The 19,152-nt window shown below is 72.2% G+C and carries 18 protein-coding genes; 1 reads left to right on the plus strand and 17 read right to left on the minus strand.

Annotated elements, in window-relative coordinates; translation table 11 throughout:
- From nuoK to A6Q81_RS03890, 14 genes are all read right to left on the minus strand, one after another.
- Positions 1-294: an NADH-quinone oxidoreductase subunit NuoK gene (gene nuoK / locus A6Q81_RS03825; RefSeq protein WP_083516221.1), complete on the minus strand. Its 294-nt coding sequence runs from the start codon at positions 292-294 to the stop codon at positions 1-3.
- Entirely contained in the window at positions 291-1,124 is an 834-nt protein-coding gene (locus tag A6Q81_RS03830; RefSeq protein WP_067854623.1) for an NADH-quinone oxidoreductase subunit J, read from the minus strand. The genes nuoK and A6Q81_RS03830 overlap by 4 nt, the downstream gene beginning before the upstream one ends.
- Positions 1,121-1,711 carry an NADH-quinone oxidoreductase subunit NuoI gene (gene nuoI / locus A6Q81_RS03835; RefSeq protein WP_067854620.1) on the minus strand — a complete coding sequence of 197 codons (591 nt, stop codon included), beginning with the start codon at positions 1,709-1,711 and terminating at the stop codon, positions 1,121-1,123. The genes A6Q81_RS03830 and nuoI overlap by 4 nt, the downstream gene beginning before the upstream one ends.
- On the minus strand, positions 1,708-2,961 hold the full coding sequence (gene nuoH, locus A6Q81_RS03840; RefSeq protein WP_286689590.1) for an NADH-quinone oxidoreductase subunit NuoH: 1,254 nt from the start codon (positions 2,959-2,961) through the stop codon (positions 1,708-1,710). The genes nuoI and nuoH overlap by 4 nt, the downstream gene beginning before the upstream one ends.
- On the minus strand, positions 2,958-5,450 hold the full coding sequence (locus tag A6Q81_RS03845; RefSeq protein WP_067854614.1) for an NADH-quinone oxidoreductase subunit G: 2,493 nt from the start codon (positions 5,448-5,450) through the stop codon (positions 2,958-2,960). The genes nuoH and A6Q81_RS03845 overlap by 4 nt, the downstream gene beginning before the upstream one ends.
- Positions 5,447-6,757 carry an NADH-quinone oxidoreductase subunit NuoF gene (gene nuoF / locus A6Q81_RS03850; RefSeq protein WP_067854611.1) on the minus strand — a complete coding sequence of 437 codons (1,311 nt, stop codon included), beginning with the start codon at positions 6,755-6,757 and terminating at the stop codon, positions 5,447-5,449. The genes A6Q81_RS03845 and nuoF overlap by 4 nt, the downstream gene beginning before the upstream one ends.
- Positions 6,750-7,613, minus strand: coding sequence for an NADH-quinone oxidoreductase subunit NuoE (gene nuoE / locus A6Q81_RS03855; protein WP_067854609.1), 864 nt, complete (start codon positions 7,611-7,613; stop codon positions 6,750-6,752). Before nuoE ends, nuoF begins: the two co-directional genes overlap by 8 nt.
- On the minus strand, positions 7,610-8,947 hold the full coding sequence (locus A6Q81_RS03860; protein WP_286689591.1) for an NADH-quinone oxidoreductase subunit D: 1,338 nt from the start codon (positions 8,945-8,947) through the stop codon (positions 7,610-7,612). The genes nuoE and A6Q81_RS03860 overlap by 4 nt, the downstream gene beginning before the upstream one ends.
- A gap of 178 nt (positions 8,948-9,125) precedes the next feature.
- Entirely contained in the window at positions 9,126-9,896 is a 771-nt protein-coding gene (locus tag A6Q81_RS03865) for an NADH-quinone oxidoreductase subunit C (protein WP_067854603.1), read from the minus strand.
- Positions 9,896-10,450 carry a NuoB/complex I 20 kDa subunit family protein gene (locus A6Q81_RS03870; protein WP_067854600.1) on the minus strand — a complete coding sequence of 185 codons (555 nt, stop codon included), beginning with the start codon at positions 10,448-10,450 and terminating at the stop codon, positions 9,896-9,898. Before A6Q81_RS03870 ends, A6Q81_RS03865 begins: the two co-directional genes overlap by 1 nt.
- Positions 10,450-10,809, minus strand: coding sequence for an NADH-quinone oxidoreductase subunit A (locus tag A6Q81_RS03875; protein ID WP_067861288.1), 360 nt, complete (start codon positions 10,807-10,809; stop codon positions 10,450-10,452). Before A6Q81_RS03875 ends, A6Q81_RS03870 begins: the two co-directional genes overlap by 1 nt.
- 164 nt (positions 10,810-10,973) lie before the next feature.
- Positions 10,974-11,348 (minus strand): ArsR/SmtB family transcription factor, encoded by a 375-nt coding sequence (locus tag A6Q81_RS03880; protein WP_236749807.1) that lies wholly within the window; start codon positions 11,346-11,348, stop codon positions 10,974-10,976.
- Positions 11,349-11,455: 107 nt separating this feature from the next.
- Positions 11,456-12,685, minus strand: a complete 1,230-nt coding sequence (locus A6Q81_RS03885) for an MFS transporter (RefSeq protein ID WP_286689592.1) — start codon at positions 12,683-12,685, stop codon at positions 11,456-11,458.
- Positions 12,686-13,217: 532 nt separating this feature from the next.
- Complete coding sequence (locus A6Q81_RS03890) at positions 13,218-13,910, minus strand: demethylmenaquinone methyltransferase (protein WP_067854595.1); 693 nt, start codon at positions 13,908-13,910, stop codon at positions 13,218-13,220.
- Positions 13,911-13,942: 32 nt separating this feature from the next.
- Between A6Q81_RS03890 and A6Q81_RS03895 the strand changes: the two genes are divergently transcribed.
- Entirely contained in the window at positions 13,943-15,211 is a 1,269-nt protein-coding gene (locus A6Q81_RS03895; protein ID WP_067854592.1) for an isochorismate synthase, read from the plus strand.
- 66 nt (positions 15,212-15,277) lie between these two features.
- Here A6Q81_RS03895 and A6Q81_RS03900 read toward each other — a convergent pair whose 3' ends face one another.
- From A6Q81_RS03900 to A6Q81_RS03910, 3 genes are all read right to left on the minus strand, one after another.
- Entirely contained in the window at positions 15,278-16,822 is a 1,545-nt protein-coding gene (locus A6Q81_RS03900) for an aldehyde dehydrogenase family protein (RefSeq protein ID WP_067854590.1), read from the minus strand.
- Positions 16,819-18,414, minus strand: a complete 1,596-nt coding sequence (locus tag A6Q81_RS03905; protein WP_286689593.1) for a GMC family oxidoreductase — start codon at positions 18,412-18,414, stop codon at positions 16,819-16,821. The genes A6Q81_RS03900 and A6Q81_RS03905 overlap by 4 nt, the downstream gene beginning before the upstream one ends.
- A 128-nt stretch (positions 18,415-18,542) precedes the next feature.
- Positions 18,543-19,152: thiamine pyrophosphate-binding protein (locus A6Q81_RS03910; protein ID WP_286689594.1), on the minus strand; the 610-nt coding region annotated here is incomplete at its 5' end.

Below are 19,152 nucleotides of genomic sequence, written 5' to 3' on the forward strand. Positions count from 1 at the left end.
CTAGAGCTTCAGCAGGCTCGCGTCGTCGACCGAGGTCGTGCGACGCGTGCTGTAGATGGACACGATGATCGCCAGCCCCACCACGACCTCGGCGGCCGCGACGACCATGACGAAGAACGCCGCGATCTGGCCGTCGAGCGTGCCGTGCTGGCGCGAGAACGTCACGAGCGCGAGGTTCGTCGCGTTCAGCATCAGCTCGACGCACATGAACACGACGATCGCGTTGCGGCGCACCAGCACGCCGACGGCACCGATGGTGAAGAGGATCATCGACAGGGTCAGGTACTCGTTCACTCGTCCCCCTCCCGGCCCACGGCCCCGGACCCCCGCCGAGGCCCACCGTCCCGGCCCACGGCCCCAGCCCCGGCGTCCTCGTCGTCCTCGCGACGGAGCTGGCGCGAGACCACGTGGATATCGTCGTCGAACCCGTCGCGCAGCTGCCCGCGCGCCACGATGCTCGGCGACACCGAGTCCGTCGCCGGGCTGCCGTCGGGCAGCGGGGCGGGGGTGTCGACCGCGTTGTGCCGCGCGAACACGCCAGGCGTCGGCGGGTTGCCGGGGTGGCGGCCCGTCGTCGCGTACTCGGCCATGCGGTCGCGCGCGATGTCGGCCTGGCTGCGCCGCGGCGTCAGCGCCTCGCGGTGCGCCAGCACCATGGCCCCGAGCACCGCCGTCACCAGCAGGGCCGCGGTGAGCTGCATGGCCACCACGTACGGGCCGAACATCAGCGCGGCCAGCCCGTAGACGTTGCCGTCCTCGTTCGCCGAGCGCAGACCCGTCACCGGCCCCAGCGTCGTCTGCCCGACCGCCGTCACCAGCACGAACCCGAAGCCCAGACCGGCCACCGTGGCCGCCAGCCGCTGGCCGCGGATCGTCTCGGTCAACGACTCCCGCGACTCGACGCCCACCAGCATGAGCACGAACAGGAACAGCATCATGATCGCGCCGGTGTAGACGATGATCTGCACCGCGAACAGGAACGGGGCACCCTGCGCCGCGTACAGCACCGCCAGCCCCACCATCACGACGGCCACGCTGAGCGCGGCGTGCACGGCCTTGCGGGCGAACAGCAGCCCCAGGGCCGCCACCACCACGACGGGCGCGACGATCCAGAACGCGGTCACTCGGTCGCCTCCCCGTGCGTGACCTCGACGACCGGCAGCGTCTTGCCCGCGTAGTAGTCGTGGTGGTCGTCGCTGATCAGCATCGCGTGCGGCGGCTCGACCATGCCGGGCAGCAGCGGCGCCAGCAGGTCGGACTTCTCGTAGATGAGGTCGGCGCGGTTGTCGTCGGCCAGCTCGTACTCGTTGGTCATCGTCAGGGCGCGCGTCGGGCACGCCTCGATGCACAGCCCGCAGAGGATGCAGCGCAGGTAGTTGATCTGGTAGACGCGGCCGTACCGCTCCCCCGGGCTGAAGCGCTCCCCTCCCCCGTCGGTGCCGTCGGAGGTGCCGTTCGAGGCGCCCTCGACGTAGATCGCGTCGGCCGGGCACGCCCAGGCGCACAGCTCGCAGCCCACGCACTTCTCGAGCCCGTCGGGCCAGCGGTTCAGCTGGTGCCGGCCGTGGAACCGGGGCGCCGTGGGCCGCTTCTCGAACGGGTACTGCTCCGTCACGGGCTTGCGAAACATCGTGCGGAACGTGACGCCGAAGCCGGCGATCGGGTCCCACAGCGTCTCCTTCAGGCTGCCTCCGCCGTTGGTGTCGCTCATCGTCGGACGCCCTCCTTCTGGTTCCAGGTCTGCTCGGGCATGGGCGGCGTGGGGTAGGAGCCGCCACCGTGGTCGGTCGGCGCAGGCGCGTCGACCTCCGCCGTCTGCTCGGGGTCGGACGGCTTCCGCTCGGGCAGGAGCAGGCTCACCAGCAGCACCGCGGCGGCCACCCCGGCCGCGACGAACAGCGTGCGCTGGTCGAAGGTGCCGTCGGTCATGCCCTTGCGGACGACGATGACGGCGACGATCCAGACCAGCGAGATCGGGATGAGCACCTTCCAGCCGAAGGCCATGAACTGGTCGTAGCGCATCCGGGGCAGGGTGCCGCGCAGCCAGATGAACAGGAAGATGAAGCCCAGCGTCTTGCCGAGGAACCACAGCACCGGCCAGTAGCCCTCGTTCGCACCCGGCCACAGCGTGCCGATGCCGAACGGGGCGCGCCAGCCGCCGAGGAACAGCGTCGTCGCGATCGCCGAGACCGTGACCATGTTGATGTACTCGGCCAGGAAGAACAGCGCGAACTTCAGCGACGAGTACTCGGTGTGGAAGCCGCCGACCAGCTCGCCCTCGGCCTCCGGCAGGTCGAACGGGGCCCGGTTCGTCTCCCCGACCATGGCGATGACGTAGATGATGAACGACGGCAGCAGCGGCAGGAAGTACCAGACGTCCTCCTGGGCGGCGACGATCTCGCTCGTCGACATCGTGCCCGCGTAGAGGAAGACGGTGACGAAGCTCAGGCCCATCGCCACCTCGTAGGAGATGACCTGGGCGCTCGAGCGCAGCCCGCCGAGGAGGGAGTAGGTGGAGCCCGACGACCAGCCGGCGAGCACGATCCCGTAGACGCCGATCGAGGTGACCGCCAGGACGTACAGCACGGCGACCGGCATGTCGGTGAGCTGCAGCGGCGTGACGGTGTCGGTGAACGGGATCCGCACCTCCGGACCGAACGGGATGACCGCCCAGGCCAGGAACGCGGGGATGGTGGCGATGATCGGCGCCAGCACGTAGACGACCTTGTCGGCCGCCTTGACGACGATGTCCTCCTTGAGCGCCAGCTTCACGCCGTCGGCCAGCGACTGCAGGAGCCCGAAGGGTCCGTGCACGTTGGGGCCGACGCGGTGCTGCATGCGCGCCACCACGCGGCGCTCGAACCAGATGTTGAACAGCGTGTAGACCACGAGGATCACGAAGACCAGCAGCGCCTTCAGCGCCACCACCCAGAACGCCTCGTTGCCGAATGCCTCGCTCATGCCTGCTCACCTCCTGGCAGCAGGCGGACGGTGGAGCCGTGGTCGGCGCCCAGCGTGCCGCGCAGGTGGACACCGTTGTTGCCCGGTGCCCACACGACGCCGTCGGGCAGGTCGGCCACCTCGGTGGGGAACGACGCGCTGCCGAGGTCGGTGGCGATCGTGGCGACGTCGCCCACCTCGACGCCGGCAGCGGCGAGGGTGGCGGCGGAGGCCTTCAGCACCGCACGACGGGCGGTGGCGCGGTAGCGGTCCTGGCCGTCCTGGAGCCGTCCGTCGTCGACGAGCTGGCGCCAGGTGGCGAGCACGACCGCGCCGCCGGGCCGCGGCTCCTCGAGGGCTGGCTGCTCGCGGGCGGGCACGTCGGGGGCGGGCAGCGGCTCGCCGTCCCAGGGGCCGAGGTCGCGCATGCTCCGCATCGCGCCCGCCGTGGTGCGAAAGCCCAGCGGCGCACCGAGCTCCTCGGCGACGCCTGCGAGCACGCGGACGTCGGTGAGCGAGCCGGGCACCTCCAACACGGTGCCGAACGGGCGCAGGCGACCCTCCCAGGTGACGAACGTGCCCGACTTCTCGACCGGCGGCGCCACCGGGAGGACGACGTCGGCGACACGGGTCACGTCGCTCTCACGCACCTCGAGGCTCACGACGAAGTCGGCGGCGGCCAGGGCCTCGCGCGCCAGGGCGGCGTCGGGGAGGTCGTCGAGCTCCACGCCGCCGACCACCAGGGCACGCAGCTGCCCCTCGGCCACGGCCCGGAGCATCGCCGTGGTGTCGCGCCCGGTCTGCGCGGGCACGGAGCGCACGCCCCACGCCGCGGCGAGGTCGGCGCGTGCCTCGGCGTCGGCGACGGGCCGGCCGCCGGGCAGCAGGGTCGGCAGGCAGCCGGTCTCCACGGCGCCGCGGTCGCCGGCGCGGCGCGGCACCCACGCGAGACGGGCGCCGGTGCGCTCGGCCAGCCGGACCGCGGCGCTGAACGCACCGGGCGACGACGCGAGCCGCTCTCCCAGCAGCACAACGGCGCGGGGGTCGAGACCCACGCCGGCCGAGCCGTCGCCGTCCTGGATCGCGTCGAGGGCCGAGGCCTCCTCGCCAGGTCGGGCGGCCAGCAGCTCGCCACCGCACTTGGCGAGGCCGCGCGTGGTGTGCGAGCCGACCGCCACGACGCGCACGCCGTGCCGCGACGCCTTGCGCAGCCTCAGGAACAGCGTGCCGGCCTCGTCCTCGGGCTCGAGTCCGACGAGCAGCACGGTCGACGCCGACTCGAGGTCGCGCGTGGCGACGTCCTGGCGGGTGGCCACGCGAGCGGCGAGGAACGCCGACTCCTCCGCCGAGTGCGGACGTGCGCGGAAGTCGATGTCGTTGGTGCCCAGCGCCACCCGGGCGAACACGCTGTAGGCGTAGGCGTCCTCGGCGGTCAGGCGTCCGCCGGGCAGCACGCCGACCTTGCCTGCGGCCTCGCGCAGCCCTGCTGCGGCTGCGGCGAGGGCCCCGGGCCACGACGTCGGCACGAGCTCGCCGGTGCCGGGGTCGCGCACCAGCGGCGTGCGCAGCCGGTCGTCCTGACGGCTCCACGTGAACGCGAAGCGGTCCTTGTCGGTGACCCACTCCTCGTTGACCTCGGGGTCGTCGCCGGCGAGGCGCCGCATGACGGCACCCCGGCGGTGGTCGACGCGGATCGCGGCACCGCACGCGTCGTGCTCGGCCACGCTCGGCGTCGAGACGAGGTCGAAGGGCCGCGAGCGGAACCGGTAGTCGGCGCTGGTGAGCGCGCCCACGGGGCAGATCTGGATGGTGTTGCCCGAGAAGTAGGAGTGGAACGGCTGCTCGCCACCCCCCTCACCGTCAGCACCGGCACGGTCGCCGAACGCCTCGGCGTCGACGGACGGCCCGATCCCGACCTGCTGGCGCGCGCCACGCTCGACGAGCGCGATGAACGGGTCGCCCGCGATCTGCTCGGAGAACCGCGTGCAGCGTGCGCACAGCACGCAGCGCTCGCGGTCGAGCAGCACCTGCTCGGAGACGGCCAACGGCTTCGGGAACGTCCGCTTGGTCTCCGCGAAGCGGCTCTCGCCCCGCCCGTGACTCATCGCCTGGTTCTGCAGCGGGCACTCCCCGCCCTTGTCGCACACCGGGCAGTCGAGCGGGTGGTTGACGAGGAGGAGCTCCATGGTGCCGTGCTGCGCCTTCTCGGCCACCGGCGACGTCACCTGCGTCCGCACGACCATGCCGGGCGCCACCTCGAGCGTGCAGGAGGCCTGGGGCTTGGGGAACCCGCGCCCGTTGCCCGCGTCGGGCACCTCGACGAGGCACTGCCGGCAGGCGCCGACCGGCTCGAGCAAGGGGTGGTCGCAGAATCGCGGGATCTCGGTGCCCACCAGCTCGGCGGCGCGGATGACGAGCGTGCCCTTCGGCACGCTCACCTCGACGTCGTCGATGGTCAGGGTGACGAGGTCGACCGGGGTCTGGGTCTCGCGGGACGCCTCGACGGTCATGCGCTCACCTCCGCGGCGAAGAGCGTGGACGCGGCGGGCGGGAACAGCTCCGCCGACGAGGTGTGCATCCCCGCCTCGAACTCGTCGCGGAAGTGCCGGACGGCCGAGGTGATCGGACTGGTCGCGCCGTCGCCGAGGGCGCAGAAGGACCGGCCGAGGATGTTGTCGCAGAGGTCGAGCAGCAGCTCGACGTCGCCCGCACGACCCTGGCCCGCGTCGAGACGCTGCAGCACCTGGACCAGCCACCAGGTGCCCTCACGGCACGGCGTGCACTTGCCGCACGACTCGTGCTTGTAGAACTCCGTCCAGCGCAGCACGCACCGCACCACCGACGTCGTCTGGTCGAAGACCTGCAGCGCCTTGGTGCCGAGCATCGAGCCGGCTGCGCCGACGCCCTCGTAGTCGAGGGGGACGTCGAGGTGCTCGGCCGTGAGGATCGGCGTGGACGAGCCGCCCGGGGTCCAGAACTTCAGCTCGGCACCGTCGCGCAGGCCACCGCCGAGGTCGAGCAGCTCGCGCAGCGTGGTGCCGAGCGGCGCCTCGTACTGGCCGGGCCGCTTCACGTGGCCCGACAGCGAGTACAGCGTGAACCCCTTGGACTTCTCGGTGCCCATCGAGCCGAACCACTCGACGCCGCCGCGGACGATGGCCGGCACCGACGCGATCGACTCGACGTTGTTGATGACCGTCGGGCTGGCGTAGAGACCCTCGACCGCGGGGAACGGCGGCCGCAGCCGCGGCTGGCCGCGCCGACCCTCGAGCGAGTCGAGCAACGCCGTCTCCTCGCCGCAGATGTAGGCGCCGGCACCGGCGTGGATGACCAGGTCGACGCGCCGGCCGGAGCCCATCACGTCGGCCCCGAGGTAGCCGGCCTCGTAGGCCTCGCGGCACGCGGCACGCAGGCGTCGCACGACGTGCAACACCTCGCCGCGCACGTAGACGAACGCCTGCTCCGCGCGAATGGCGAGGCTGGCGATGACGACGCCCTCGATCAGCTCGTGCGGGTTGGCCATCATGAGCGGGATGTCCTTGCAGGTGCCCGGCTCGGACTCGTCGGCGTTGACCACCAGGTACTTGGGGTTCGGGTTCTCCTGGGGGATGAAGCTCCACTTCATGCCCGTAGGGAATCCGGCGCCGCCGCGCCCGCGCAGCCCGGCGTCCTTGACGAGCGTGACGATCTCGTCGGGCGCCATGTCGAGGGCGGTGCGCAGCGCGCTGTAGCCGTCGCGCGCCTCGTAGGCCTCGCGTGTCCACGAGCGCTCGTCGGCCCAGCCCCGGCTCAGCACCGGTGTCAGTGTGTCAGCCATCCGCGGAACCTCCGCCCTTCACGTCGGCGGCCGACTCCTCGGCCACCGTCTCGTCCTCGGCCCGACGCGTGTCGGCCTCCGCTTCGGCTGTGTCCTTTTCCGCCCACGGCCCGGAACCCCCGCCGGGCTCCTTCTCCGCCCGCGGCCCGGAACCCCCGCCGGGGCCGTGGTCCTGCGTCCCGGTGTCGGCCACCGGGGGGATCGGGGGTGCCGACCAGCCGCGCTCCTGGGCGATCCGCAGACCGGCCAGGGACGCGTCGCCCGCCGACGGGCCCTCGTCGGCGCGGCCGTCCTCGAACCCGGCCAGCACGCGCTCGGCGTCGCGCCAGCTGGTGATCGTGGCGCCGCGGGAGGCCTGCACCGGCTCGCCCGCACGCAACCGGTCGACGAGGTCGACGGCCGACTCCGGCGTCTGGCGGTCGAGAAACTCCCAGTTGACCGTGAGCACCGGCGCGTAGTCGCAGGCGGCGTTGCACTCGATCCGCTCGAGGGTGACCTGGCCGTCGGCGGTCGTCTCGTCGTTCCCGACGTCGAGGTGGTCGCTCAACCGCTCGAAGATCGCGTCGCCGCCCATCACCGCGCACAGCGTGTTGGTGCAGACGCCGACGTGGTGCGTGCCCATCGTGCGCCGCTTGTACATCGTGTAGAAGGTGGCGACGCCCGACACCTCCGCCGTGGTCAGGCCGAGGAGCTCAGCGCAGGTCTCGACGCCCTCGCTGGTGACGCTGCCCTGCACCGACTGGACGAGGTGCAGCATCGGCAGCAGCGCCGACCGCGCCTGCGGGTAGCGGCCCATCAGCTCGCGCAGCTCCGCGGTCGTGGCCTCGTCGAGCGGAGGCGTGACGCCCTGGCTCATCGGTCCACCCCGCCCATGACCGGGTCGATGCTGGCGATGGCGACGATGACGTCGGACAACATGCCGCCCTCGCTCATGATCGACGTGCCCTGCAGGTTGACGAAGCTCGGGTCGCGGAAGTGCACCCGGTAGGGACGGGTGCCGCCGTCGGAGACGGCGTGGCAGCCGATCTCGCCGCGCGGGGCCTCGATCGCGACGTAGGCCTGGCCGGGCGGGACCCGGAAGCCTTCGGTGACCAGCTTGAAGTGGTGGATGAGCGCCTCCATCGACTCGCCCATGATGTGGCGGATGTGCTCGGCGGAGTTGCCCTGCCCGTCGCTGCCGACGCTGAGCCGGGCCGGCCACGCGATCTTCGGGTCGTCGACCATGACGGGCGCACCGGCGGTGTCCTCGAGCCGGTCGATCGCCTGCTCGACGATGCGCAGCGACTGCCACATCTCCTCCAGCCGCACGCGGAAGCGGCCGTAGGCGTCGGGCTCGTCCCAGGTGACGACGTCGAAGTCGTAGGTGTCGTAGCCCCAGTACGGCTGCGTGCGTCGCAGGTCCCAGTCGTAGCCGGTGGCCCGCAGCACGGGCCCGGTGAGGCCGAGGGCGAGGCAGCCGTCGAGCTCGAGGTGCCCGACGCCCTTGAGCCGGCCCTTGAAGATCGGGTTCGCGTTGCACAGCGCGGCGTACTCCGGCAGCCGCTTGCGCAGCAGGGCGACCGTGCCGCGCAGCTGCTCGACGACGCCGTCGGGCAGGTCCTGCGCGACGCCGCCCGGCCGGAGGTAGGCGTGGTTCATGCGCAGCCCCGAGATCGCCTCGAAGAGGTCGAGGATGAGCTCGCGGTCGCGGAAGCCGCAGGTCATGACGGTGAGGGCGCCGAGCTCCATGCCGCCGGTCGCGATGCAGACGAGGTGCGAGCTGATCCGGTTGAGCTCGAGCATGAGCACGCGGATGGTCCGGGCCCGCTCGGGCACGTCGTCCTCGACGCCGAGCAGCCGCTCGACGGCGGCGACGTAGGCGGCCTCGTTGCTGAACGGGGCCACGTAGTCCATGCGGGTGCAGAACGTCACGCCCTGCGTCCAGGTGCGGTACTCCATGTTCTTCTCGATGCCGGTGTGCAGGTAGCCGATCCCGGGTCGGGCGTCCTTCACCGTCTCGCCGTCGATCTCGAGGATGAGTCGCAGCACGCCGTGCGTCGACGGGTGCTGGGGCCCCATGTTGACGACGATCCGGTCGCCGTCGACGGCGGCCGCGTCGACGGTGTCCCAGTCCTGCCCGGTGACGGTGAAGACGGGCCCGGACGTCGACTCGCTCGTGCCGGCGTAGGCGTCGTGGGTGATGTCGGTCATCGCGTCCTCCCGAGCGCTGAGCCGTTGCCGAGTGGTCTCGATACGGCCAGCCGAGCTCCTCCGTCGCCGACTGGCCTGCTCGACCAGCAGTCGTGCCGCTGGTCGAGTAGTCGGGACCGCGAGGTACGAGCAGGTCCCGACGTATCGAGACCACCTTGCAGCCGACTACGCATGCCACTCACGAGTAGCTCCTGCGCTGGTCGGGGCTCGGGACCGTGCCGCCCTTGTACTCCACGGGGATGCCGCCGAGGGGATAGTCCTTGCGCTGGGGGTGGCCCTGCCAGTCGTCGGGCATGAGGATGCGGGTGAGGGCCGGGTGGCCGTCGAAGACGATGCCGAACATGTCGTAGGCCTCCCGCTCCTGCCAGTCGGCGGTGGGATAGACGGCGACGACGCTCGGCACGTGCGGGTCGGCGTCGGGGCACGTGGTCTCGACGCGGATGCGGCGCCGGTGCGTCATGGAGAGCAGGTGGAGCACGACGTGCAGCTCGCGGCCGGTCTCGTGCGGGAAGTGCACGGCGGAGAGGCTGCTGCACAGCTCGTAGCGCAGCGCCGCGTCGTCGCGCAGGTGCCGGACGACGTCGAGCAGCGTCTCACGGCGGACGACGAAGGTGATCTCGCCGCGGTCCACCACGACGCGCTCGATGGCGTCGGTGCCGTCGGCGAGCTCGGCGAGGCGGTCGTGCACGTCGTCGAACCACCCGGGTCCGTCGCCGGGGCCGAAGGGCGGCTGGGAGGCGGGCGGCATCGCGACGGGGCGGGTGATGCCGCCGTAGCCGCTCGTGTCGCCGGTGCCGCGCACGCCGAACATGCCTTGGCGCACGTCGACGACCTCGAAGGTCTCGGTGCCTGCGGGGACGACGGGCGCGCCGCCGTCGGGGACGGGGTCGTGCGAGCGGTCCTGCGTGGTGGTGTGGTCGTCGACGGTGCGGGTCTTGTCGTCTGCCATCAGCGCATCAGGCCCTTCAGGGCCGACGTCGGCGCGGCGTCGAGGGCGGCGGCCTCGTCGGCGCGGATCTCCTCGAGTCGGTGCGCGCCGAGCTTGGTGTGCTGGATCTTGTCGTGCAGCTTGAGGATGGCGTCGATGAGCATCTCGGGGCGGGGCGGGCAGCCGGGGAGGTACATGTCGACGGGGACGACGTGGTCGACGCCCTGCACGATCGCGTAGTTGTTGAACATGCCGCCGGAGCTGGCGCAGACGCCCATGGCGAGCACGTACTTGGGCTCGGCCATCTGGTCGTAGATCTGGCGCAGGACGGGTGCCATCTTGTTGCTCACGCGGCCGGCGACGATCATCAGGTCGGCCTGGCGGGGGCTGGGGCGGAAGACCTCCATGCCGAACCGCGAGGAGTCGAACCGGGGGGCGCCGAACGTCATCATCTCGATGGCGCAGCAGGCCAGCCCGAACGTGGCGGGCCAGAACGACGCCTTGCGCATGTAGCCGGCGAGGCCCTCGACCGTCGAGAGCAGGACGCCGCTGGGCAGCTTCTCCTCGAGACCCATCAGGTCCACTCCATTCCACCGCGGCGCCACTCGTAGGCGTACGCGATCGTGACGTTGACGAGGAAGAGCAGGATCGCGAAGACGGCGAACCAGCTCATCTGGTCGAAGGCGACGGCGAAGGGGTAGAGGAAGACGATCTCGATGTCGAAGACGATGAACATCATCGCGGTGAAGAAGTACTTGACGCTGACCTTGCCGCCGCCGTCGGGGAGCGGGCTGGGCTCGATGCCGGACTCGTAGCGGTCGAGCTTGGCGCGGTTGTACCGCTTCGGCCCGGTGAGCGGCGCGATCGCGATGCTGAACACGGCGAACCCGGCCGCGAGGGCGCCCAGGACGAGGACCGGTGTGTACTCGTTCACCGTCACCTCCAGCATGTGTGGGCGTGGGGTCTTCCCGAGGTCGTGACCTTGTGAACTACTTCACAACGTGACCTGCGCCTCACTCTACGCCCGCCGAGGGGCGTGTGTAACTGAGGTCACACTAAGTCGAGGTGCGGAGTCCGGTGAGGTGGTGTTTGCGCAGGTCAGACGTGGTGTGGCTCGCCCGTGACGACGTGGTCGGCGTGTCCGAGAGCCTCGAGGAGGAGGCGACGCAGGTGTCCGCCGACGAGCGTGTACCGCACGCGGCGGCCCTCGCGGTGCGCCTCGACGAGTCCGGCCAGTCGCAGCTTCGCCAGGTGCTGGCTCACCGACGTCCGGCTCGCGCCGACCGTGTCGGCGAGCGTGGTGACGTCGGCGTCCTGACGGGCCAGCACCCACAGCAGGTGCAGGCGGGTGCGGTCGGAGAGCAGGCCGAACACCTCCGACGCCTCGGCCAGGCGCTCGGGCGTCGGCTCGACGTCGTGCCGCAGGCTGGGCGCAGGCTCGATCGCCCGCCCGCCCCTGCCGCCGTCGCTCACGTCGTCATTGTGTCGCAGCCAGGGTCGCGCAGGGGTCGGCGCGCCGGTCGCCCCGGTCAGGCGTGTCCCCCGTGCGCGTTTGCGTGGGGCCCCACGCAAACGCGCACTCACGCCGCATGTCTGCGGTGGGCGGAGCCTGTTTGCGTGGGGCCCCACGCAAACAGGCGGGAGCGGGAGGGGTGGGGGCGCAGCGCCCCGACGAGGGCGACGGCGGCGAGCCCACCCAGGACGGCGAGGGCCAGCCGTGGCGACGTCTGCACGGCCACGAGCCCGGCGAGCGGGTAGGTGAGCAGGTAGCAGGCGTGCGACCAGGCGAAGTGTCCGGCGAACAGGAGCGTCAGGCGTCGACCCTCGCCCTGCGCGCGCAGCACCTGCCCCGACGGCGTGAGGACGAGCGACGACCCCAGGCCAAGGACGGCCCACGTCGCGACGAGCCCAGCACCCCCGTCGCCCACTGCCGCGGCGACGAGCAGCGCGAGGGCCACGACGCCCCCACCCCAGCACATCGGGGTCCACGGCTCCCCCGTCCAACGCGAGACGAGCACCGCACCGACCACCGAGCCGGCCCCGAACACGGCGAGCACGACACCGACCTCGGACTCGCCCCAGCCGACGTCGGCCACCAGCGTCGCCGTGAGGACGAGGGCCGACGCGTAGGCGCAGGCCGCGACGAGGTCGAGCAGGAGCAGCCGGCGCAGGTCGGCCACCCGCACGAACGTCACGAACCCGCCGCTGCGCTCCTCCCGACCTCCGGCCGGCGTCGCGGCGGCGGGCGGTCGTGCGGCCAGCACCCAGACCAGCGAGCCGACGAAGCCGACGGCGGACAGCAGGAACAGCGAGCGGGCGTCGACCAGCACGAGCGCCAGCGCCGCGACGGCGGGACTCACCACCGCCTCGGCGTCGCAGGCGACCCGCGACAGCGACAGCGCCTGCCGGTAGTCGTCCTCCTCCGGCAGCACCCGCGGCAGGAGGGCCTGGTAGGCAGGCGTGAACCCGGCCGACGCCGCCTGCAGCACCAGGACGAGCACGTAGACCTGCCAGGTGGCGTCCACGAGCGGCAGCGACGCCGCGACCGCGACGCGCACGACGTCGGCCCCGACGAGCACGCGCACCGGCGCCCACCCGGCGGTCAGCCGCGCGATCCAGGGCGACAGCGCGACGTAGGCGACGATCTTGACCGTCATCGCCGTCGCCAGCACCCCGGCCGCCTGCGGTCCCGCGAGGTCGGCGGCGAGCAGGGCGAGCGCGACGGTCAGCACGCCCGTGCCGAGCAGCCCGCTCAGCTGGGCGGCGAAGAGCCGGGCGTAGCGCGGGTGGCGGCGCAGCGTCGTGAGCACAGTTCATTGTGTGCACATCCGCGCACATGTGCAAGCGACAAGCGCCGTGCGTCGTGGACGGGGCGTCGCCGGCTGCGGTCGGTCTCGGCCTGCTGGTGCGCTGCCTCGGCTCGCGCTGGAGGTGGCCTCCGAGAAGGCCTCGACCGGCTGGCTGGGAGCGGCGTCTGGTCGGGTTCTCGGGGTGCGGGCTGGGTGGGCGGTAGGTGACGCGCGTGTCCCTGGGCTCGGAGGTAGGTGACGCGTGGAATGAGAGGCTCTTACCGCGCGTCACCTACCTCCGCCTCCGCAGGAAGCGCGCGCCACCTACCGCCCCCACGCCGCACCCGGCCGCAGCCCGGGGCCCCCCGAGCATCGCGCCATCGGCCCGGTCGAGGCCTCTCGAAGACCACACCCAGCGCGGGCCGAGGCAGCGCACCGGCGGGTCGAGGACCGTCACAGGCGGCGCACCAACAGGCCGGGACGGACCGCGACCGGCGCATCGCCCGACGGGACCACCGCAGGCGACGCACCAGCAGGTCCGGACGGACGAACGTCAGGGGCGGAAGGAGTGGTGCAGCGCCACGATGCCGCCCGAGAGGTTGTGCCACTCCACGCGACCCCAGCCCGCCTCGACCATGCGCAGGGCAAGGCCCTTCTGGTCGGGCCAGGCGCGGATCGACTCCGCCAGGTAGACGTACGACTCCGGGTTCGACGACGTCCGACGCGCGATCGACGGCAGCGCCCGCATCAGGTAGTTCGAGTAGACCGCCGCGAACGGCTCCCACGTGGGCGTGGAGAACTCGCACACGACGATCCGACCGCCCGGTCGGGTCACGCGTCGCAGCTCGCGCAGACCCTGCAGCGGGTCGTGGATGTTGCGCAGGCCGAAGGAGATCGTCACCGCGTCGAAGGAGGCGTCGGCGAACGGCAGGCGCATGCCGTCACCGGCGACGAACGGCAGGTGCGCGAACCGGCGGCGGCCCTCCTGCAGCATGCCGAGGGAGAAGTCGCAGGGCACGACCGTGGCGCCCGCCTCGCGGAACGGTTCGCTGGAGGTCCCGGTGCCGGCGGCGAGGTCGAGGATGCGCTCGCCCGGCTTCGGGGCCACGAGGTCGACGACCTTGCGACGCCACCGGCGGTCCTGACCGAGGGACAGCACGTCGTTCGTCACGTCGTAGCGCTGGGCGACGGTGTCGAACATGCGCGCGACGTCGCGGGGCTCCTTGTCCAGTCCGGCTCGGCTCACCCCGCAAGCGTCCCACGAGTAGGCTCGATCGGGTGACGAGCCCTCCCCCCGTGGCAGCTGCGGCGAGCCCCCTGCCGTCGCCGCTCGTCGCCCGCACCGTCGAGGTCGACGACCCCGGACCGCTGCTCGCGCTGCTGCACCGCGACACCGACGCGGTCGCCTGGGTGCACCACGGCGACGGTCTGGTCGGCTGGGGTCGCGCGGCGTCGCTGTCCGTCGACGGACCCGACCGGTTCGACCGCGCGCACCGCTGGTGGCGCGAGGTCACGCGGCACAGCGTCACGCGCGACGAGGTGCACGTGCCCGGCAGCGGACTTGTGGCATTCGGCAGCTTCGCGTTCGCCGACGACGGCCGCGGCAGCAGCCTCGTCGTGCCCGAGGTGGTCGTGGGCCGCCGCGACGGACGCAGCTGGGTCACGGTCGTCGGCACGTCGATCTCCTCCCCGCCGTCGCTCACGCCCACCGACCCGCCGCAGCACCCGCACGGCGTGGAGCTCGTCGACGGGTCGGTCGACAGCGACGCCTGGCAGGACGTGGTGGCCGAGGCGGTGCGCCGCATCTCCGCCGGCCAGCTCGACAAGGTCGTGCTCGCCCGCGACCTGGTCGCCGAGCTCGACACGCCGCTCGACGTCCGCTCGCCGCTGCGCCGGCTGGCCCGCGACTACCCCGGATGCTGGACATTCCACGTCGACGGCTTCTTCGGGTCCACGCCGGAGATGCTGGTGCGTCTCGAGCGCGGGCTGGTGACGTCGCGCGTCCTGGCCGGCACGATCCGCCGCACGGGCGACGACACCCGCGACCTCGCGCTCGCCGCGTCACTGGCCCGCTCGAGCAAGGACCTCGAGGAGCACGAGTACGCCGTCCGGTCGGTCGCCGAGGCGCTGGCACCGCACTGCTCGAGCACGAACGTGCCCGACGCGCCGTTCGTGCTGCACCTGCCCAACGTGATGCACCTGGCCACCGACGTGACGGCCGTGCTGCGGGGCGACGCGAGCGCGCTGAACCTCGTGGCCGCCCTGCACCCGTCGGCGGCGGTCGGCGGGACGCCCACCGACGCGGCCGTCGCGCTCATCGCGGAGATCGAGGGTCTCGACCGCGGACGCTACGCCGGCCCGGTGGGGTGGATCGGTGCGGAGGGCGACGGCGAGTGGGGCATCGGCCTACGGTCGGCGCAGCTGGAGGACGAGGGCCGCCGCGTGCGCCTGTTCGCGGGCTGCGGCATCGTCGCCGACTCGGTGCCGGCCGACGAGCTGGCCGAGAGCCAGGCCAAGCTCGTCCCCGTGCGCGACGCCCTGGCCTGAACCTCTCCCGTTTCGGACACCTCCGGGGCGCTCTCGCGCCGAGAACGCCCCGGAAGCGTCCACCACTCAGGGCTTGAGCGTCTTCTTGCCGCCGTGCAGCAGCGTGACGATGAGGTTCAGACCCTTCTCGTCCTTCACGGTCCGCTTGAACGACGTGAGGTTCAGCGGCGGTGCGTAGCGCTGCCGGGTGATGGCCTTGGCGTACGTGAACTCCTTCAGGCCGTCGGGACCGTGGATGCGGCCGAAGCCCGACTCCCCGACACCGCCGAACGGCAGGCCGGGCACGCCGGCGAAGGTGATGATGCCGTTGACCGACGTCATGCCCGAGCGGATGCGTCGGGCGATCTCCACGCCATGGCGCTTGGAGAACACGGCGCCGGCGAGCCCGTACTTGCCGGCGTTCGTGAGTCGGACGGCCTCGTCCATGTCGCGCACCGGGTTGATCGCGAGCGTCGGGCCGAAGGTCTCCTCGGTGATCGCCGTCGACGTCTCGGGCACGTGGGTGAGGATCGTCGGCTGCACGAACCGCTCCCCGACCGCGTCGGCACCACCGACGACGGCCGTGGCGCCCCGGTCGAGCGCGTCCTGGACGTGACCGCGGATGACGTCGACCTGCGACGGCATGGTGATCGGCCCGATCTTGGCGCCCGCGTCGGTCCCGGCGCGCAGCCCCTTGGCCTGCTCGGTGATCTCGGCGACGAACGCGTCGAAGACCTTCTCGTGCACGTAGACGCGCTCGGTGCCGATGCACGTCTGGCCCGCGTTGGACATGCCGCCCCACAGCGCGGCCTCGGCGGCCTTGGCGATGTTGGCGTCCTCGTCGACGATGAGCGAGTCCTTGCCGCCCGCCTCGATGACGACGGGGGTGAGCCGCTCGGCGCACGCCGCCATGACCTTCTTGCCGGTGGCCGTAGAGCCGGTGAACGCCAGCTTGTCGACACCGGAGGTGCACAGCGCGGCACCCGTGGCACCCAGGCCCGTGATCGCCTGCAGCACCGGGATGCCGCCGACGACCTCGGCGAACGTCTCGGCGAGCCACACGCCGACACCCGGCGTGTACTCGCTCGGCTTGAACACCACGGTGTTGCCGGCCGCCAGCGCGTAGGCGATCGAACCCATCGGGGTGAAGACCGGGTAGTTCCACGGGCCGATGACGCCCACGACGCCGAGCGGCTTGTACTCCACCGTCGACTTCTGGTTGGCCATGACGAGGCCGGAGGCCACGCGTTGCGGGCCGAGCACCTTCTTGGCGTGCTTGGCGGCCCACGCGACGTGGTCGATGGCGAGCGCGATCTCGAGCTGGGCGTCGGGGATCGGCTTCCCGGTCTCGCGGTGCGACAGCTCCGACAGCTGCGCGATCCGGCGCGTGATGACGCTGCGCCACGTGAGCAGGTGCTCCGCGCGCTCGTCGAACGTGAGGTTGCCCCACCAGGCGGCGGCGTCGCGGGCCCGCTCGACCGCGAGGGCGACGTCCTCCGGACCCGCGACGGGGTGCACACCGACGAGGTCCCCGGTGGCCGGGTCGAGCGACTCGAAGGTCTCGACGCCGTCGGCCGGGACCGAGGCGGAGGTGGGCGGCGGGGACGGGTGGCGGTCGAACGTCGAGGTCATCGGGACTCCTTCAGCAGGTCGGCGGCCTTCTCGCCGACCATGATCGTGGGGGCGTTGGTGTTGCCACGCGGGACCGCGGGCATGACGGACGCGTCGGCCACGCGCAGACCCTCGACGCCGCGCACGCGCAGCTGCGGGTCGACGACGCTCTCGTCGCCGGTGCCCATCGCACAGGTGGCCACGGGGTGGTAGAGCGTCTGGCAGAGCCGGTTGATCGAGGCGTACACCTGCTCGTCGGTCGGGTCGAGCGACGCGGGCTCCCACGGCGCCTTCACGTACCGGGCCAGGGGACCGTCCTTGAGGATCTCGCAGGCGCGGCGGATGCCGGCGGCGAGCGCCTCGAGGTCGGCGCGGTCGTCGAGGTAGCCGGCCTCGATCTCCGGCTTCCAGCTCGGGTCGGCCGACCGCAGCCGCACGTGGCCGCGGCTCTGCACGCGCACCAGGGTCGCGGCGAGGGTGAGGGCCGGCTGCGTGGGCTCGTGCAGTCCGTTGTCCCAGAAGCCGGTGGGCGCGAAGTGGAACTGCAGGTCGGGCAGGTCGAGGTCGTCGCGCGAGGTGAAGAACGCGCCGGCCTCGGCGACGTTCGACGTGAGCGGACCCCGACCCAGCTTCTGGGCCTTCAGCAGCTGCGGCAGGTTGAGCGACGCGGCGATGTCGGTCGTGCCCTGGGTGTGCGCGAGGACGCCGGAGACCGGGTGGTCCTGCAGGTTCTGCCCGACGCCGGGCAGGTCGACCTGCACGTCGATGCCGTGGTCCTTCAGGTGGGCGGTGGGGCCGATGCCCGACACCATGAGGAGCTGGGGGCTGTTGATGGCGCCGCCCGCGAGGACGACCTCGGCGTTCACGCGCACCGTCTCGGTGAACGCGCCCCGCCGGTAGGTGACGCCGACGGCGCGCTTGGCGCCCTTCGCGCCCTCGAGGTCGATCGACGTCACGAACGCCTCGGTGCGCAGCACCAGGTTCGGGCGCGACAGGGCCGGACGGATGTACGCGTCGGCGACCGACCAGCGTCGACCCTTGCGGCAGGTGACCTGGTAGAGCCCGGCCCCCTCCTGCTCCGCGCCGTTGAAGTCGTCGGTGCGCTTCATGCCGTTCGCGACGGCCGACTCGACGAACGCGTGGCTCAGCTCGTGGTCGTGGCGGCGGTCCTCGACGTGCAGGGGGCCGTCGTTGCCGTGGAAGGAGTTGCGCAGGCGCTGGTTGCCCTCCGACCGCACGAAGTAGGGCAGCACGTCGTCGTAGCCCCAGCCGTCCGCGCCGTAGGCGTCGCGCCACTCGTCGTAGTCGGCGTGGTTGCCGCGGATGTAGATCATCGCGTTCATCGAGGTGCAGCCGCCGAGCGCCTTCATGCGCGGCCAGTCGGCGCGACGGTTGCCGAGGTGCTTCTGCGGCGTGGTCTGGTAGCCCCAGTCCCACGACGTCTTGAACAGCGTCGAGAACCCGGCCGGCAGGTGGATCATGTCGTCGTCGTCCATCGGCCCGGCCTCGAGGAGCAGGACGCGGACGTCGGGGTCCTCCGTGAGTCGCGCGGCGACCACGCCGCCGCCGCTGCCCGACCCGATCACCACGTAGTCGAAGGTCTCGATCCCCATGCCCGTCCTCTCGTCGGCGCGCACGTGACGCACACCACTCACCGTACCGCCGGCATGGTTGCTGCCACCAGGACTGTCACGGTTTCTCGACTGCTGGACGGGATCAATCGACGCAACGCCGTCGGCGCTCAGTCGTCGGCGAGCGCAGCCGCCGTCGCGGAGCGCAGAGCGGCGTCGAGGGCGCGCCGGTCGTCACGTCGCAGGACCACCTCGACCACCTCCAGCCCACCGGTCGGCAAGGCGAGCGCGGCCGCCAGCCCGGCGGGCTCCACGCGTCGGTGCGCCACGCGGTAGCCGGCGCAGAGGGCCCCCAGGTCGGCGCCGGTGGGTGTGGCGAACACGCGCTCGAACGCGTCGGCGTGCTCGGGCCCGCCCTGCTCGAGCGTGGAGAAGATGGCACCGCCGTCGTCGTTGACCACGACGACCGTGAGGTCGGGCCGCGGCTCGTCGGGCCCGATCAACATGCCGTTGCTGCCGTGCAGGAAGGTCAGGTCGCCCATCAGCGCCAGGGCCCGGCTGGAGTCGCGGGCAAGGGCCGCGCCGACCGCCGTCGACACGGTGCCGTCGATGCCGGCGAGGCCGCGGTTGGCCACGACGTAGCGACGCTCGCCCACCGTCCAGGGCCGCGCGACGACGTCGAGGTCGCGGATCGGCTGAGACGCGCCCACGACGAGCAGGCCGTCGGGCGGGAGCGCCTCGGCGACGGTGCGCGCGACGGCCAGGCCGCTGTCGGGGTGG

The organism is Aeromicrobium sp. REDSEA-S38_B2, from assembly GCF_001628525.1.
Classification (GTDB): domain Bacteria; phylum Actinomycetota; class Actinomycetes; order Propionibacteriales; family Nocardioidaceae; genus Aeromicrobium; species Aeromicrobium erythreum.

Bases quoted from the DNA above. Each gene is read 5' to 3' on its own strand.
- nuoI (WP_067854620.1), bottom strand. From the start codon at position 1,711: ATGAGCGACACCAACGGCGGAGGCAGCCTGAAGGAGACGCTGTGGGAC.
- nuoH (WP_286689590.1), bottom strand. From the start codon at position 2,961: ATGAGCGAGGCATTCGGCAACGAGGCGTTCTGGGTGGTGGCGCTGAAG.
- A6Q81_RS03845 (WP_067854614.1), bottom strand. From the start codon at position 5,450: ATGACCGTCGAGGCGTCCCGCGAGACCCAGACCCCGGTCGACCTCGTC.
- nuoF (WP_067854611.1), bottom strand. From the start codon at position 6,757: ATGGCTGACACACTGACACCGGTGCTGAGCCGGGGCTGGGCCGACGAG.
- nuoE (WP_067854609.1), bottom strand. From the start codon at position 7,613: ATGAGCCAGGGCGTCACGCCTCCGCTCGACGAGGCCACGACCGCGGAG.
- A6Q81_RS03860 (WP_286689591.1), bottom strand. From the start codon at position 8,947: ATGACCGACATCACCCACGACGCCTACGCCGGCACGAGCGAGTCGACG.
- A6Q81_RS03865 (WP_067854603.1), bottom strand. From the start codon at position 9,896: ATGGCAGACGACAAGACCCGCACCGTCGACGACCACACCACCACGCAG.
- A6Q81_RS03870 (WP_067854600.1), bottom strand. From the start codon at position 10,450: ATGGGTCTCGAGGAGAAGCTGCCCAGCGGCGTCCTGCTCTCGACGGTC.
- A6Q81_RS03900 (WP_067854590.1), bottom strand. From the start codon at position 16,822: ATGACCTCGACGTTCGACCGCCACCCGTCCCCGCCGCCCACCTCCGCC.
- A6Q81_RS03905 (WP_286689593.1), bottom strand. From the start codon at position 18,414: ATGGGGATCGAGACCTTCGACTACGTGGTGATCGGGTCGGGCAGCGGC.